Here is a 16,829-nt window from a genome sequence, read left to right on the forward strand (position 1 = left end):
ACGCTATCAAGCCTTTTACGTTTATCAAAGTGCTATTACGAAGAGCAGCTGTAGTGCGCGACTCCGCCAGCACTGAAAAATTCAAGTGGGCGCAGCTGGTAGTACTTATTCTCTACCTCTTTTGATTGCTCATCATAAGGCGCAGTAAGTATCTTCTGAAGTTCGTGAATTGGCGTAAAGTCACCTTTCTCTGCGGCTTTATAGGCAGGCACAATTAACCATTCGCGCCATGTGAATTTAGGGTTCGCTTTGCGCATATTCTCTGCGGTAGCAGCAATAGCGTTTGTAACATCACCTTGTGTTTCGGCGTCCTTTTCAATGCGCTCACGCCACGTTTGTAGCCATGCTTCCCATTCTGTCATGACCTCTGCTTTAGGCGGGTAGTAAAAGCTTTTCGTCAAGCTCGCCATATCTTCAGGCATTGACGATAGCTCTCGGAAAAACAGATTGTAGTCCACGCCTGTGCGCAGCATTAATTGCAGCAGCTTAATCAGCAAGTCGTGGTTGTAGCTGGCAATGCCAAGCTTTGTTGCCCACATACTCTCCATGGCGCGTTCCATCACGCCAGAAAAACCGTCGTTGATCTCGTTAAGCTTAGAGAGCTGTTCAATGTTGCCTTCAAGTAGCGGCATCAGTGAGCGACAGAACATATCAAAGTTCTTTTGCGCAGCAATGGGCTGATTTAAAAACGAGAAGTGACGACCACCGCCTGTCCAAGGTTGGTAGTCTGCTTCAAAAAATTCACAAAAGCCGAATGGCCCATAATCCAGCGTAAAGCCTCCTGCGGCGCAGTTATCGCTATTAAAATTGCCCTGGCAATAACCGACGCGAACCCAACCAGAAACTAGACGCGTTAGCCGGTCTCGAAATAGTGCAGCCAGCGTTACTACTTGCTCTTCAAACGGCGTGGTTATGTCAATTTCACTTGAGTACTCTCGCTCAATAAGGTGCTTAACAATGGCTTCTAGTTCGTTTAACGCTTCGCTGTGTTCGTTACAGCGAGCTCGCCTAGCAAAAAGCTCTATTTGGCCTACGCGCAAAAAGGAGGGCGCCACGCGGGTAGAAATAGCAGTTATATTTTCTACCATCACTTCAGGTTCATAGGAATGAGACCCTTCGCGATACCACGGCCTGTCTACGGTGTCAGATTCAGACATAAACAAGCTAAGTGAGCGTGATGTTGGGATGCCAAGCGCATGCATGTGCTCTTGCACTAAAAATTCGCGCACGCTAGAGCGCAATACCGCTCGACCATCTGCATCGCGACAATAAGGCGTGCGCCCCGCGCCTTTTAACTGCATTTCCCAACGCTTACCGTTAAACACCCCTTCAACGATAGATATTGCGCGGCCATCACCGTAGCCATTACCCGTTCTAAACGGGCACTGTTGTGTATATTCCGTACCATATATAGAAAGCGCGTAGCCGGTCGCCCAGCCGTAGGGTTTCATTGAGGCTGGTACTTCAGACATGTCCCCTGCAAACAGCTGGGTGAAGGCTTTAGAAGTTGCCAAGCTGTCGTCTAGACCTAATTCGTCAAATAAGATTTTGCTGTGCGCAATATATTTGGGTGCTGTTAATGGGGTCGGAGTAACCGGCACATAGTGGCCAGAGAACACTTGGCGTGGATCGTGATCATCGCCGTCGCTCGTTGACTGAGGGTCTGGTGAGAGCGTATTGAGCAAAGAGTAATCTACATGCTTTGCGAATTCATCTAGCGTTTTGATTCGTTCTGTCACTATGCTTGCCTATTTCACTGAATGGGAAAATCTGATAACGAGCGTCGAGGCTCAGGTTACTTTTCTACTTTTTAGCAACCTCGACATTTCATACGGCTACTCAATAATTATTGTTTAGGTCGAAGTGCAAGCTGCCCTTGCTCAACGGTTAACTGTAAAGGCACGGTTGAAAGCATGCTTACCGCTTTGTTTGTAGGGTCTAAGCGATAAACCGGGTTCGATGCTAAATAGCCATTGATTAGCTGCATAAATTCGCCGCTTACCGGTGCCAAGTTACCCTTAAAGCCGCCTGCATCAATGGTGCTATCAAGGAGTGATAATGAGCGCACAAATATCGCTTTTTCTTCGCTATCATAGTAAGGCGTGCCTTCTAATGAAAGGCTCACCTTGGCGGGATAGTTCAACCCAAATGCGCTAACACGGGCCGTGGCGATAGCGCCTAGCTGCACCACGTCTCTGCCATCAGGGCCTATGGTTGCTGTCATATCTTCCACATCTAAATAAAGCGGGATACCAGCAAGTGAGGTTTTCTTTTGTAGCTTACTCACTTGGCTATCAAGTACTTGCTCTAATTCGGCGTTAGAAACCGTGTAAACCGCCAGTTGTGAAAAAGTAGCGCAGCCTGCAAGCATTATCGTAAAGGCAACAGTAAGTAGAAGTCTCATAAAAAGTCTCTTTAGTAATTAGGTGTCGAATTACACAGCGTGAGCCATTACTACTAGCGCTGTAACAACAGAATGGGTTTATTGTAATGGCTGGGGCAACAGATGAACAACGAAATCGTTTAGTGGCTAAGACAACGGCTTATTCAGACAAGCCTGTTCTTTGTTTACTCTGCATATTGATAACTAAGAGATACTCGGTCTGTTAGTAACGACTTTAAGGAAGTACCATGAAAACCCAGCCACAAACGAATTCAAATGACGCTTTAGCGTCAGAACACAAAAGAGAAAGCAGCAGTGATATTGACGAAGATACACTTCAATCTACCAAAGAGGAATTGAATAAGTCGATGGTGCTAACAGATAGCGAAGTAGAAACCTACCTAACGTGGTTAAGTGGCTTCCCTATGGAAAGTCGAGGAGAAGGCGTCTCTATTACCATAGAGTTCCTACCCGGCTTTGGTGACCGAATTGTCGCTAGACTTTCTAATAGTGAGTGCGTGTTAAGGGACTATTTTTAAGACTTAGCAGTAGTAGGTCATATCTGATCTGACAGTTTCGGTGAATAGGTTTATATTCTATCTAACAGGCAGCTATAAGTTAAGCGGACATTGGGTATAGCCCGTGCGCTTGTCCGCTTCAGGCCTCTCCTGATAAAGTCAGGCAGCGTCTTGGCAAACGCTGGCAATCCCTGCATAACAACATTTACCTGGTTGTTTTACTGGCCCTGTTACACTTTAGCTGGTCTCGAAAAACCGGCTTGCAGGAGCCGTTAATTTACTGGGCAATCGCCTTGCTGATTTTACTTTCTAGACTGCAATACCTCAAACAGCGTCTGCAACGGGCACGCTTATCCCGCAATAGCATGTAAATTTTATATAGGATTAAGTGAATATTTCTTCATTTGCTGGGAAGTCTTGTGGGTAGAAAATGTAATTATTTGTTTTAGAAGAACTTTTTATTCGGCATGACATTTGAAAGCTTAGAGTGAAGTGAATACATTCACGTTGTGCGCGGCACAACCCCAAAGTGGAGCTAACCTATGTTTGTAGAATCTGTTAAAACACCGGGCATTGCGCACCTTTCCTACCTGATTGGCAGCGATGGTGAAGCCTGTGTGATTGATCCTCAGTTAGATACGCATCATTACCTCACCCTTGCCGGAAAGCATGAATGCCGGATCACCACCATCATCGAAACCCACCGCAATGAAGACTTTATCTCTGGCGCGGTAGCGCTGGCCAACCAGACCGGTGCTAATATTTACCATGGTAAATACGCTGACGAGCCTATCGAATATGCCCGCAAGGCCGGTAATGGCGATAAATTTGAGATTGGCAAATGGACACTCGAAGTTATTGCAACGCCCGGCCATACTAAAGACAGTATTTGTGTGTTGGCTATCGACAACGAACAGGACGGTCAGCCTATCGGCGTATTTACCGGCGATACCTTATTTGTCAGTGAAGTCGGTCGCACAGACTTCTACCCCGAGGAAATGGAAAAAATGGCTGGCCAGCTTTATGACAGCCTGCAAACGCTAGCCAACCTGGGTGATGACATTATTGTGTACCCGGCTCATGGCGCAGGGTCGGTGTGTGGCTCAGGCATGGCAGAACGTGAGTTTACCACCATAGGCATTGAGAAACGGCAAAACCCGGGCTATCAATGTACCTCTAAAAAAGCCTTTATAGAGCGTAAGTTAAAAGAGAATCATTATATTGCTCCCTACTTTAGCAAAATGGAGCAGTCTAACGTTACCGGGATGGATACGCCTTTACCGGCAGTGGCGTGCCAGAAGCTGGCACAGGATGCTCAGTCAGCCTGGCAGAAACGCGCAGAACGTCCCGGCGTGCTCATTGATGTAAGAAGTCATGCCCAGTTTCGAGACTGTCACTATCCCGGCAGTCTCAATTTGCCGGGCGGCTTACTCAGCGCTTATGGTGGTTGGTTTCTGGACTACTCCACACCTATTGCACTGGTGGCAGATTCCCATCAACAGGCAACCGAAAGCGCCGAACAGCTTTGGCGGATGGGCTACCAGCAGATTAGTGGTTATCTGACCATGGTACCAAAGCCAGATACCATTGAGGCTTACCAACGTCAGCATGTGAACGCCGTTACTGCAGATAAGGTTGATGAGCGCATTAGAGCACCACTTGCTAACTGGCAACTGCTGGATGTTCGCAAACAGGAAGAGGTTGAAAGCAACGAATTTGACCAGGCAAAGCATATCTACTTAGGCTATCTGCCGGAAATGTGCCAGCAACTGGATAAATCCCGCCATTATACACTGGCCTGTGGCAGCGGTAAGCGCGCCACCGTAGCAGCCAGTTATCTGCTGGCACAGGGGTTTGAAAACGTGGATGTTTTTATTGGTTCAATGCAAGCCTGGCAGAGCTATCAACAAGGTGCCTAACAGACTTACATCTGCATCGCAGAGCGCATCCCCACGGCAAGGAAGCCGGATGTATTAGCCTGAATGGTCAGGACAGCTAGCGTGTATAAGAAATATTAACGCTATGTACTACCCATCGTGTCAGATGTATTTAAGGCTAGTTGAACGTGTGTTGATTCAGACTTAGCTAGTACAAACTAAGCCCAGAAGAGTACAGGTCCATACTAGGGACCCTTATGGACCTGCCCATTAAATCGACTAACTATGTTTCGCTTGAAGCTGCTCAATCATAAAGATTACAACATCGAAAATTTCATCAATATCATCCGCTTTTGGGCGAACTTCGATATCTTTATCAATCCCCGCCCGCTCAAGATAATTCTGTAATCCAATATAGCTGCCTACGCTGCCATTGTTTATTTTTAGTGGAGCCATCGCTTGCGCGAAGCGCGCTTTCGATTCTTTATCTGTATTTGTACTTACAAACTCTGGGCTGATCGTTCTTCCTGCCAGTGGTAGCTTCAACCTTATAGATACGTCCATCGACGGATTACTTATCCATAAACCGGTGTCAGCAGGAGATTTACCAATGATTTCACTCATGGTGAACTCTGTGCCTTCCAACAGTGGCTCAATGTTTTCTTTTATCGACTGTAGCTTAGCTTCAATGTTGTTTTTAACAAACTTCTCTTGCTGCGCTTTAGTGAAAGAGCCATCGTTGAGGCTTGGTGTTTTTTCTACGTCAATGCCAGGAATTTTTCCGTAATCTCCCGCGCTTCGTATAAGCGAAGAGTAGCGACCGTGAACTTTGTTAGTAAGGTTATCGAAGCCGTAAACCCACTTTATAAGTATCGCTTCAACAGCGTGAGCTTCATTTTCTGTATTGTATCGCCCTACAACACGTTTGCCGAAACGTTCCGCCTCCTGTAGTGCTTTTATTTTGGCTGTTTTTTCACTTTCTATGGCGTCATTTTCATGATGGTCGATCCTAAAACCCTTACCTTTTCCTACATAAAAAACGTCGTTGGTCTTGGTATCAAACAGTATATAAACGTAATAATCCATGTTGAAACTTCTCATTGGTTGCTTTTATATGTCTGTTCCTATCTATAGCTGAGTTAAAGGTGCTGCACTATAAGACGATTTCCTACTTCTGATTTACCAGAAGAGTAGAGAGATGTCGTCTTGGTTACTTCTAATGAACATAGAAAGATAACCCACAAAAACTTTTGCCATCACGCTTCTAACAAAGCAGTATAAGAAGTTCTTCTTATTAAAAATAAAAACACGACAAGGCACTTTCTATGGTTTCACAGAGACTAGTTTCTGGGAAAATAGTGGCTGCGCTAGCCATTTGCATGAGCGCACTTTCTAGTTTCTCGTATTCTGCATTCGCACTTGAAGATACGGTTAATCCTGAGCTTTTCGATAGAATGGAGTATCGCTTTATTGGGCCTTATCGCGGTGGGCGCTCGGTGGCGGTTACTGGGGTTGAAGGTAACACCAACCTTTATTTTATGGGCACCGCAGGTGGCGGTGTTTGGAAAACCGAAAACGCGGGTTTATCCTGGAAAGCCATATCCGATAAAACATTTAAGGTAGGCAGCATAGGTTCTATCGCCGTTGCGCCTTCAGACCCTAACGTTATTTATGTAGGTACGGGTGAAGGCCCTATTCGAGGTGTAACTACTAGCCACGGAAAAGGTGTTTATAAATCTACAGACGGCGGTGAAACCTGGAAGCTGGTAGGCTTAGATAAACGGGGTCAAATCCCTAAAATTCGCATACATCCCACTAACCCTGATATAGCTTGGGCTGCAGTGCAGGGCAATATCTGGGGGCCGAATGAAGAGCGCGGTATATTCAAAACGACAGACGGCGGTGAAACATGGCAGCATGTGTTAAAAGTGAACGCAGATACGGGCGCTGCCGACTTAGCTATCGACCCTACTAACCCGAGAATTCTCTATGCCAGCATGTGGCATCACGGCAGAACACCTTGGTTTATTAAATCGGGCGGTGAGGGCGGTGGCCTTTATAAGTCAACAGACGGCGGCGAAAGCTGGGACAAGCTAGAAAAAGGGTTACCTAAGCTTATCGGTAAAGTGGGTGTTGATATTGCCGCGTCTAATCCAAAGCGCCTCTACGCCATTATCGAGGCTGAAGAAGGCGGTCTATATCGCAGTGACAATGCAGGCAAGTCGTGGTCGTTAATGAACGGCGACAATATTCTTAAAGCCCGTGCGTGGTACTACAATCATATTAAGGTTGACCCTAACGACGAAAATACCCTGTATGTGATGAATGTGCAACTGCATAAATCCATTGATGGCGGCAAAACCTTCGAAATTAAATCTCTGCCCCACGGAGATACCCACGATATGTGGATAAACCCGGAAAACAGCTTAAACATGATCAACGCTAATGACGGTGGCGCAACCGTTACCTTCGACGGTGGTAAATCATGGTCAAGCATTTACAACCAGCCAACGGCGCAGTTTTATCGTGTAATTACCGACAACTTAAACCCTTACTATGTTTATGGCGGACAGCAAGATAACACAACCATGGCAACCCCGTCTGAAACTTGGGGCGACGGTATGGGAATAGAGGATCAGTTTTCTGTTGGCGGCGGCGAGAGTGCGCATATTGCGTTTAACCCAGACGAACCAACCCTTATTTACGCCACTACCATCAATGGCACGCTAACAGAGTATAACCGCGACACCGGGCTTACGCGCCCCATAATGCCATACCCTGAATATGTGTTTGGCAGAAACGCACGGGATCAAAAGTACCGTACCAACTGGAATGCTCCAGTGATAGTGTCAAAGCATGATCCTGACACCGTGTACTATGGCACGCAGATGATCTTAAAAACCACAGATCGCGGTGTGAATTGGCAAGAAATCAGCCCAGACTTAACCCGTAACGAGCCTGAAAAGCAAGGCTTGAACGGTGGACCCATTACCAATGAGCAAGCTGGGGCTGAATACTACAACACGGTTTTCTATATTGCCGAATCGGCAGTTAACAAAGGCGAGCTTTGGGTTGGAGCCGATGACGGTAAGCTGCATATAACCCGTGATGAGGGCAAAAACTGGAAAGATGTTACGCCTCATAAAAAAGAAGCGCAGGTCAATGCCATAGAACTTAGCCCTCATGCACAAGGCAAAGCTTACGTTGCGGTAGCAGGCTATAAATTAAATGACTACAGGCCTTACATTTACAAAACCGACAACTACGGCAAGCGCTGGAACCGTATTGACGAAGGCCTACCAGAGGACGCCTTTGTTCGTGTAGTGCGTGAAGATACAGAGCGCGAAGGTATGCTGTTCGCGGGTACAGAAAGCGGTATGTTTATTAGTTTCGACGACGGTAAACACTGGCAAGAATTAGACTTAAACCTGCCGCCTGTGGCGATTACCGATATGCAGGTTAAAGGTGATGATCTGGTCATTGCAACCCAAGGGCGAGGCTTTTGGATATTAGACGACATGGGTCCGCTACGTGAAGTGCACAAGTCGCTAGATGGCGAAGTGCTGTTTCAGTTTGAACCCGTAGATGGCATTCGCTTGCTATCTGGCGGTGGCATGACTGACCAGCCTCAAGCGAAAAACCCACCACGTGGCGCTACCTTCCGTTATTACCTGAAAGACGCATTAGAAGAAGAGCAAACGCTACGCATTGATATATTTAATGCCGATAACGAGCTGGTTCGCACACTGTCGTCTGCACCCAGTGCATTTGAGAAGTGCGCGAAGGGTAACGAAGACGTTCGCAGCCCTGTTAAATTTAAACACCCTGCAACAAAAGCGGGTTACAACGAATTTGTATGGGATCTTCGACGTGAGCCGTTGAACTGCATCGAGAATGTAAAACTGTTTGGCGGTTGGAACGGCGCCCGTGTTATGCCTGGAGACTACAAAGCGAAAATTACCGTAGGTGAACAGGCACAAACCCGCGTGTTTAAAGTACTTCCAGACCCAAGAGAAGAAGCAGATAAAGCGCAGCTACAAGTGGTTGAAAAGAGCATTCAGGCTACAGAAACCTTACTGAATGATTTGTTTGCTCACCTGCAAAAAGCCCGTGATGTGCGAGCACAATTAGACGGTGTGTCTGAAGATAACGTAATGCTGGCAAGCGATGTGTCGGCTTCAATCGAGCGCATTGTTAGTGCAATCGACGACTGGGAAGCGTTGGTTATTCAGCCCAAACATCAAACTTTTGAAGATGACATTAACTGGCCGAATATGCTCGACAGACAAGTACGTTTCTTGATGGATAACTTCGACAGAACGGGCGCGCCTGCACAAGCTGGTGCACTAAAACGGTTGGAAGACTTAGACGCAAAGTGGCAGCAGTATAAAGTACAGCTAGAAACCTTATTTGGTGAAGAAGTGAAGCCATTAAACGAAAAGCTCTCAAAGCAAGGCGCGTTTGATTTAGAGAGTTTATAGGATTGAGGTAACCATAAAAAAGCCCCGTATTACGTAGTAGTAATACGGGGCAAAAAGCATCTTTAACGGGAGTTATCGATACTTGTTACGGGTCAACTGTTTAACTCGGGCGAATACATCAACACCAAGTTGACGGTAAACGTGAAGTAAGTCTATTAGCACCCAGTTCTCGCGTATCATGCCGTTCTCATTGCGCCAAAAATCTAAGCTGCGCATGGTGATAGACTTATCGTTTGGCACGATACCAAGCCAACCATCGCCTGAAATGGTCATGCTCATGCCAGGCCAGCCAGTGAACCCCACATAATTGTTTTCGGAGAACAAATGGCCGTTTGCGGGGTCGCCCACGCGGTTAGGCATCCCGTTTAAAAACGCTTCCTGATGGGTATTGCGAAAGCCTTGAATACCGCGTCCGGTACCAATACCAGATGGGCCATACCAGTTTGATTTAGGATGCCAGTATTTGTCTAGGTTCATGGCAGCAACACCGCCTTCGGCGAATTTTCCTAAACTATTTAGCATATCAAGCACAAGCTGATGGCTCTGTGCGGTAAGCGACTTGTCTTCTTCAAACAAGTGTATTCCGTCTTGGGTTGTTGGCCCCGGCACATGCCACTCGGTACCTAAGCTTGGACTAAACGGCCAGCACTTTGCCTGCATCATGACTTCAGGCAAGTCCCAAATGGCTTGAACTTCTTCTATGGTGTCGCCTTCAAAACGATAAAATTCATGAAAGCGCATATGAATTTGATCGCCAGTCGCAGGGATGTCTAACCAAGGCTTTTCAAGACGCCCAGTGTAGTAACCACAGCAACCTAACCAGCGCAATTGTTTGTCGTCCTCGCCAACCATAATTATGGTATCGCGGCGCTCAAGATCGGGGACAGACTCCAGCAGTGGCGCATACACCTTATCTAGCATTTCGCGGTGGCCTGTCATGTCATCAAAAGGCACACAAAACTTAATGGCGGCATCCTGTGAAAAAAGGGTATCGCCCAGCGTTTTTAGCTTTTCGAGGTCAAAGTCGTACTGTGCTTCTCGAAAAGGAAGAAACGCTTTTTTCAGTGCTATATTTGAAAAAGTAGACATCGCAATGGCCTCTAATCAATAAATTCTGGGGCTTTGGCTGTGTCACCACGTCGGGTCACATAAATTAATGCTACCTCATCACCTTGCTGCGCAAAACTGCGAGCTGCGCCAATAGGTGTGGTAAATGTATCGCCTTTATTAAGAATGAGCGCTTCGCCGTCAACAAGCATTTTTATGCTGCCTTCTTGCACATATACTACTTCTTCCTCGAAGCGTTTATGCGTAGTAATAAAAGCACCCGGCTTGAATTTAAGGGCGCGAACGCAGAATCCATGAGACCAGTTTAGCTTTGTTTCACCAAGTTTTTCATCGGCACTTGCAGGGCCGATAAGCGGTGCTTCTAAAACGTCGGTTCCTTGGGTTAATGCCGTGTTGTTGCTAAACGGGAAATCAGCTAAACGCACCACGCACTGCTCTAACGCTTCATCATCAATTACGCGGTGTTGCGCTATTTGTTCTGCCGATGTTTTTGGCATAGGCGCAACGCCTTCAGGAATTTTTTGTCCCAGAGTAGTATCAACTAAACCACCGTTTTCGAGCAAGACAAGCCCGTAGTCGCTGGCCATATCAAAAACTTGAGGAGCCCAAAGTACACGACCTGGATCGTCTTGTCCCAATACTGCGTAAAGGTATCCCGTGCCGTCGCCTACATTTTCAAAACCGCGAAACAAATCCATAGGAATAGAAATAATATCGCCTTCTTCCATACGCACTACGGCATCGTTGCCTTCAACGCCAGTAGTAAAGTGCCAGCTACCTTGAGACACAACAAATACTTCTTCGGTTAGGTGGCTATGCTGCGAGTTAAGGCAGCCGGGAGGCTGACGAGCTCCGCCAATGTTAAAGCCGTGCGGAATAGCAATGTGAACGTGCTGGTCAGGGTTTTCGGCGACACCTGGACCAATTATGGTGAAGTTCTCTTTTTGATCACTGCCTGGCGAGCGCGTATCGATAAACGCGTTGCGGCATGGGATTAATTCTTCATAGCGGACTAAACGCTCGGATAATACTGACACAGTGATACCTCGTATTTAATGGGCGGTCCAACCGCCATCGACTTTAAGACAACTACCCGTGGTGGTCATAGACAATTCACTAAGTAGAAATATGCACGCGTTAGCAACGTCTTCGACGCTGCCTAAGCGTTGTAAGGGAATGTTGTTCATCACCATTTCAGCAAACGCTGGTTCTTGAAGCATCGGCTCAGTCATTGGTGTTTTAATAAATGTTGGCGCTACGCTATTGACGCGAATATTATTCGGCGCCAGTTCCACAGCCATGGCTTTCGTTAAGCCTTCAATTGCGTGTTTGCTTAAGCAATAAAGCGTGCGGCCAGGAGAGCCCACAAAGCCCATTTGTGATGACATGTGAACAATGGATGGAGCCTGACTTTTAAGCATTGGCGTAATGGCAGCCTGCGCAACTTTGTATGCAGAGCGAATATTCAAACTCAAAATATCGTCAATATTCTCATCGCTCTGTTTTTGCATTGGCGCAACGCGGTTCGTTCCGGCGTTATTGATTAACCCATGGAGGAGGGGAAGTGCTTGGATCTTTTCATAAAGCGCCTTATCTTGAACATCTCCCACCCAAAAGCTTAGCCTTTCTGAACTCTCATTCTTAAGCGCCACAAGGTCACTCTCGGTACGCGCCACAGCAATAACATTTGCACCACATGCGTCAGCCAATAAAGCACACGCTTTACCAATTCCTTTACCCGCACCTGTAACCAAAATTGTCTTGTCTTTTAATAGGTCTTGAGAGAAAGCCACATGTCACCTCAAAATAATAATTGCATTCGAAGTCATTCTTATGTAATTTTTGGTGAAGATCAAGATAAATATTTGTTCGATTAATGTAACATCTAATTCACCTTTGTAGAGGAATAGACCGTGATCAAGTACTTGAAGCAAGGCAAGCAGGCTGAAGAAAAAGCAATTGATAATCAGAAAGTTAAAGAGATAGTTGAAAATATAATTAGCGATATTGAAAAACGCGGAGACGAAGCTGTTTCGCAATACTCTGGTCAGTTTGACAAATGGACTCCGGAGTCTTTTAGGTTGGGTCGTGAAGAAATTGACGCATGTTATGAGCAGTTAACCGAACAAGAGATTAGCGATATCAAATGGGCGCAGGAACAAGTTCGAAACTTTGCGACCATTCAGCGTGAGTCAATGAAAGACGTTGAAGTTGAAACGCTGCCCGGTGTAGTGCTTGGCCACAAAAATATTCCGGTAGATAGTGTGGGTTGTTATGTACCCGGTGGTAAGTATCCGCTGGTGGCTTCAGCACACATGAGCATTGTTACGGCAAAGGTGGCTGGTGTGAAACGGGTTATTGCTGCTACTCCTCCGTTTCAGGGTAAACCCGCACCAGCGGTAATTGTAGCCATGGACTTAGCCGGTGCTGATGAAATATATACCTTTGGTGGTGTACAGGCGATTGCCGCTATGGCTGTGGGCACTGATACTATTGAACCGGTAAGTATGATTGTTGGGCCGGGCAATGCCTTTGTGGCCGAAGCAAAACGCCAATTGTTCGGGCGCATCGGTATTGATCTTTTTGCGGGTCCAACAGAAACGTTAGTTATTGCTGACGACAGTGTTGATGGCGAATTATGTGCGGCGGATTTGCTAGGGCAGGCTGAGCATGGGCTTAATTCTCCGGCCGTGTTGCTTACCAACAGCGAGCAACTGGGTAAAGATACTATGGCCGAAGTAGAGCGCCAGTTAACTATTTTACCTACTGCAGATGTGGCCTCTGTCGCATGGCGAGATTACGGTGAAGTCATTGTATGCGACACCTATGATGAAATGTTAGAGGTCGCTAACGACCTAGCATTTGAGCACGTTCAAATTATGACGAAAGACGTGCCGTACTTTCAAAAGAACATGCGTAACTTCGGTGCACTGTTTTTAGGCCCTGAAACCAATGTGTCTTACGGCGACAAATGTATTGGTACAAACCACACTCTACCCACGAAGGGCGCAGGTCGTTATACTGGAGGTCTATGGGTTGGTAAATTCTTAAAAACCTGTACATACCAGCGTGTTACGGAAGAAGCCTCAGTGATGGTTGGCGAGTATTGTTCACGTTTATGTGCAATTGAAGGTTTTGCAGGTCACAAAGAACAGGCTGACATTCGATTACGTCGTTACGGAAAAAAATAATTGAATAAAAAAAATAGGGTGACGTCATATGACGTTGCCCATGCAGCAGGAGTCTCTCAGTCGGCAGTGTCGCGGGTATATCGCCCGGGCGTTAGCGTATCTAAGAAAACCCGTGAAAAAGTGCTAAAAGCCGCAGAGGAGTTAGGCTACAAACCTAACGCCATTGCACGCATGTTGATAAACCAAAGCACGGGCATGATTGCGGTAATTATTTCATCGCGAGCTAATGTGAACTTCCCTGAAGTATTGGCACAGCTAAATAAACACATCGCTGAGAAAAACAAGCGGGTGCTGTTATTCACACTTGATGACGCAGAGCAGCTAGAAACGGTTATTGAGCAAATATTAGCGTACCAGGTCGACGGCGTAGTTGCGCTTACAGCGCACTTCGAACCCGACAGTGTCACGCAGTTTGCTAAACACAATATTCCAGTGGTGTTGTATAACCGTGAGCTTCCTGATCACAGTGTAAGCTCGGTATGTTGTAACCATGACCAAGGCCTTCGCATGTTGGTGGATATTCTAGTTAACCATCATCACCAGCACTTCTTAATTATGGCTGGCCCAAAAGATTCTGATGTGGCCCGCGCAAGGTTAAGTGGAGCAAGGAATGCCTTATTATCTCATGGGTTTACCGACACCAACGTGGTTTATGGCGACTACAGCTATGACTCGGCGAGAGAGTGCTTAAGTGCTTATGCCGAGAAAAATGCGCTTCCTACTGCAATTATTTGTGCCAACGACACAATGGCAATTGGTGCCATTGACGAAATACGGGAAAACCTGAATTTGCGGGTACCTGAAGATATTTCAGTTGTTGGGTTTGATGGTATCAGTGCTTCATCGTGGCACAGCTACCAGCTGACTACCGTAAGTCAGCCAACCTATTTTATGACAAAAGCAGCAGTAGAAACCCTGGTTAACTTAATTGAGAGCCCAGATATACCGCCAGAGACACGTTACTGGCCGGGCAAGCTCATTGAAGGAAACTCAGTGGCCGCTGCGCCAAGAGATAATGAGTAAACTATTATTTATACCCGGAACCCTTTGTACCGGAAATGTTTTTACCAACCAAATAACGACCTTAACCAATGCTGGTCATCAGTGCATTACCTTAGAGTATGACCAGCATGACAACCTGAGCGATGTTGCCAGTCACGCGTTACATCTTTTTGATGAAGGCGAGCCATTCAGCATTTGCGCCTTTTCAATGGGCGGTATGGTGGCGTTTGAACTTTTAGCGCGCGCTCCCGAGCGAATTGAAAAAATAGCATTGCTAGACAGCAATGCACATGCAGACAAACCCCAAGGGCGATTAGCCAGAAGCGAGCATCTAAACTATGCCGTTTCGCATGGTCTAGACACGCTTATTCACGATCAGTTTAGCAATGTATACCTACATAAACCCAATGAAGAACTAATGGAACTAATTGCTCAGATGGCGCAGGATACGGGGATTGAGCGCTATAAAGCCCAGCTCGAAATTCTTGCAACACGCCCGGACGCTAGCGAACTGTTAGCTAATTGCGCACATCCAATGCTGATAATTGGCGGTTGTAACGATGTGCTTTGTCCGCCTTCAGAACAGCAAAGAATGCATAACCTGGCCGCAAATAGCGAATTGGTGCTGGTTGAAGACGCGGGGCATTTCGCAATGCTTGAGCAAAGCGCACAAGTGAACCTGCATTTGTATAACTTTTTCGGAGGTGCAGCACATGCTGAAACAAGCGCTTAAAAACAAGCAAAGCCTTTTGGGTACGTTCATAAAAACGCCCCATTACAATGTAATTGAAGTATTGGCGCACGCTAGCATGGATGTATTGTGTTTAGATGCTGAGCATGCACCATTTTCAAGACAGGATTTAGACACCTGCATTCTTGCGGCAAGGGCAGGGAACATGCCTGTTCTAGTAAGAACACCAAACGATGCCCCAGAAACACTGCTAAATGTGCTGGATATGGGCGCAGACGGTGTGGTTGTGCCACATGTGAAAACGGCGGAACAGTTAAGTGCTATCGTCAGACATTGCCACTACGGTGCAGGCGGAAGAGGCTATGCAGGTTCAAGCCGATTTGCAGGCTACACAACAAAGCCACTGAGTGAAAATTTAGAGGCGGGCAAAAACGTTAGTATTGTTGCCCAGCTTGAAGATTTAGACGCAATTGACAACATAGAAGCCATTGCACACGTTGACGGTGTCGATTGCTTGTTTATAGGTCGTATGGATTTAACCGTAGCACTTGGCGAAACCAGTGCAGACGCCCCAAAAGTTAAACAAGCGGTTGAACACTTGGTTGAAGTAAGTCACAAGGCAGGAAAAGCTACAGGCATGTTCGTGGGTAATTTAGAAGAGTTGGCCTACTGGAAAGAAAAAGGCGTTTCTCTGTTCTTACTAGGTTCTGACCACGGTTTTATGCTAAGTGGCGCCAAAGCTCTGCGCGAGACGTTTGATAAGGCGTAAAAATACAGAGTTATACTTTTTGTTTTGATTGGGGCAGTCTTTTGGCTGCCTTTTTAATGAACATTGCGAGTTTTTGTGTGGCTCTTGTCTCAATTTTCTCGGTAGAGGGGCAGTGAGAGATGCTTGACTGTTTTTAAAGAGCCTATGATTTGATGGAGTGAATACTCTAGTCCCTGTTTTAATTTGCACGTATTTGAGTGGCAGGTGTGTACGTAGAGCAGCCCTCCAATTAAAAGCAGTGAAATTCATGCAATTCGCTTTAAGCAGTCTACAAGGCGACCAACCCTGTAGGCGAAATACACAGATTAGTTCTGAGCTTATATAAATTAAGGTGTTCTTCTCAGACCAACCCATTTCCCCAAAAATTAGCCTCTTATGTCGTCTGCTGAATCAAAGCTGCAGCATGTTTAATGGCTTTTCGAATCCTATGATAGGTACCACAGCGGCAGATGTTGTCGCTCATAGCATCATCAATGTCATCATCGTTGGGATTGGGATTAGACTCCAATAGTTTGACGGCGGTTAAAATTTGTCCCGCCTGACAAAACCCACACTGAGCGACATCTTCGTTTATCCATGCTTCTTGCACCGGATGCAGAATGTCATCGACCGCAAGCCCTTCAATAGTGGTTAGCGATGCACCCTCCACTTCTTCCATCGGAACAATGCATGGGCGGGCTAGTTCCCCGTCTTTAAAGATAGTGCAAGCGCCACACACGCCAACACCGCAACCATATTTTGGGCCAGTAATACCAAGTCGATCACGCAAGAGATACAGGAGCTCATCGTCGTTTTCAGCGTCGATAGAAACCGGGTTATTGTTAACATTAAATGTAATTTGTGGCATGA

The 16,829-nt window shown here is 46.4% G+C and carries 14 protein-coding genes; 7 read left to right on the forward strand and 7 right to left on the reverse strand.

The annotated features are described in order from the left end of the window. Positions 1 to 35: 35 nt before the first annotated feature. Together AC0J2X_RS16765 and AC0J2X_RS16770 are read right to left on the reverse strand one after the other, a co-directional pair. Complete coding sequence (locus AC0J2X_RS16765; RefSeq protein ID WP_278711786.1) at positions 36 to 1,739, reverse strand: protein adenylyltransferase SelO; 1,704 nt, start codon at positions 1,737 to 1,739, stop codon at positions 36 to 38. Between the two features lie 107 nt (positions 1,740 to 1,846). Continuing rightward, complete coding sequence (locus AC0J2X_RS16770) at positions 1,847 to 2,404, reverse strand: YceB family lipoprotein (RefSeq protein ID WP_278711787.1); 558 nt, start codon at positions 2,402 to 2,404, stop codon at positions 1,847 to 1,849. 227 nt (positions 2,405 to 2,631) lie between these two features. Between AC0J2X_RS16770 and AC0J2X_RS16775 the strand changes: the two genes are divergently transcribed. Both AC0J2X_RS16775 and AC0J2X_RS16780 read left to right on the forward strand, forming a co-directional pair. Further along, positions 2,632 to 2,922: a hypothetical protein gene (locus AC0J2X_RS16775; protein WP_069944911.1), complete on the forward strand. Its 291-nt coding sequence runs from the start codon at positions 2,632 to 2,634 to the stop codon at positions 2,920 to 2,922. 521 nt (positions 2,923 to 3,443) lie between these two features. Then, the gene (locus AC0J2X_RS16780; RefSeq protein WP_278711788.1) at positions 3,444 to 4,820 is read left to right on the forward strand and encodes an MBL fold metallo-hydrolase; all 1,377 of its coding nucleotides are present in this window, start codon (positions 3,444 to 3,446) and stop codon (positions 4,818 to 4,820) included. A 237-nt stretch (positions 4,821 to 5,057) separates the two neighbouring features. Here the strand turns inward: AC0J2X_RS16780 and AC0J2X_RS16785 are convergent, their stop codons facing one another. After that, positions 5,058 to 5,864 carry a GIY-YIG nuclease family protein gene (locus tag AC0J2X_RS16785; RefSeq protein ID WP_069944903.1) on the reverse strand — a complete coding sequence of 269 codons (807 nt, stop codon included), beginning with the start codon at positions 5,862 to 5,864 and terminating at the stop codon, positions 5,058 to 5,060. 239 nt (positions 5,865 to 6,103) lie between these two features. Between AC0J2X_RS16785 and AC0J2X_RS16790 the strand changes: the two genes are divergently transcribed. Then, complete coding sequence (locus tag AC0J2X_RS16790; protein ID WP_069944902.1) at positions 6,104 to 9,259, forward strand: WD40/YVTN/BNR-like repeat-containing protein; 3,156 nt, start codon at positions 6,104 to 6,106, stop codon at positions 9,257 to 9,259. Between the two features lie 72 nt (positions 9,260 to 9,331). Here AC0J2X_RS16790 and AC0J2X_RS16795 read toward each other — a convergent pair whose 3' ends face one another. Genes AC0J2X_RS16795 through AC0J2X_RS16805 form a run of 3 tightly spaced genes read right to left on the reverse strand, consistent with a single transcriptional unit; the run spans position 9,332 to position 12,120 of the window. Beyond that, the gene (locus tag AC0J2X_RS16795) at positions 9,332 to 10,348 is read right to left on the reverse strand and encodes an ester cyclase (RefSeq protein WP_069944901.1); all 1,017 of its coding nucleotides are present in this window, start codon (positions 10,346 to 10,348) and stop codon (positions 9,332 to 9,334) included. A gap of 11 nt (positions 10,349 to 10,359) precedes the next feature. Next, entirely contained in the window at positions 10,360 to 11,364 is a 1,005-nt protein-coding gene (locus AC0J2X_RS16800; RefSeq protein ID WP_039226020.1) for a cupin domain-containing protein, read from the reverse strand. Positions 11,365 to 11,379: 15 nt separating this feature from the next. Further along, positions 11,380 to 12,120 carry an SDR family NAD(P)-dependent oxidoreductase gene (locus AC0J2X_RS16805; protein ID WP_069944900.1) on the reverse strand — a complete coding sequence of 247 codons (741 nt, stop codon included), beginning with the start codon at positions 12,118 to 12,120 and terminating at the stop codon, positions 11,380 to 11,382. 120 nt (positions 12,121 to 12,240) lie between these two features. Here AC0J2X_RS16805 and hisD point away from each other — a divergent pair, with 120 nt between their 5' ends. The 4 genes from hisD to AC0J2X_RS16825 are packed head-to-tail and all read left to right on the forward strand — an operon-like array spanning position 12,241 to position 15,980. Continuing rightward, positions 12,241 to 13,518, forward strand: coding sequence for a histidinol dehydrogenase (gene hisD / locus AC0J2X_RS16810; protein ID WP_069944899.1), 1,278 nt, complete (start codon positions 12,241 to 12,243; stop codon positions 13,516 to 13,518). Beyond that, on the forward strand, positions 13,519 to 14,541 hold the full coding sequence (locus AC0J2X_RS16815) for a LacI family DNA-binding transcriptional regulator (RefSeq protein ID WP_014950649.1): 1,023 nt from the start codon (positions 13,519 to 13,521) through the stop codon (positions 14,539 to 14,541). It abuts the gene before it with no gap. Further along, a complete protein-coding gene (locus tag AC0J2X_RS16820) occupies positions 14,534 to 15,253 on the forward strand; it encodes an alpha/beta fold hydrolase (protein ID WP_069944898.1) in 720 nt (239 codons plus the stop codon). The genes AC0J2X_RS16815 and AC0J2X_RS16820 overlap by 8 nt, the downstream gene beginning before the upstream one ends. Then, positions 15,234 to 15,980, forward strand: coding sequence for an HpcH/HpaI aldolase family protein (locus AC0J2X_RS16825; protein WP_014950647.1), 747 nt, complete (start codon positions 15,234 to 15,236; stop codon positions 15,978 to 15,980). Before AC0J2X_RS16820 ends, AC0J2X_RS16825 begins: the two co-directional genes overlap by 20 nt. A gap of 373 nt (positions 15,981 to 16,353) precedes the next feature. Here the strand turns inward: AC0J2X_RS16825 and AC0J2X_RS16830 are convergent, their stop codons facing one another. After that, a complete protein-coding gene (locus AC0J2X_RS16830) occupies positions 16,354 to 16,827 on the reverse strand; it encodes a (2Fe-2S)-binding protein (RefSeq protein ID WP_014950646.1) in 474 nt (157 codons plus the stop codon). Between the last annotated feature and the right edge of the window lie 2 nt (positions 16,828 to 16,829).

It is taken from the genome of Alteromonas sp. R7, assembly GCF_055755235.1.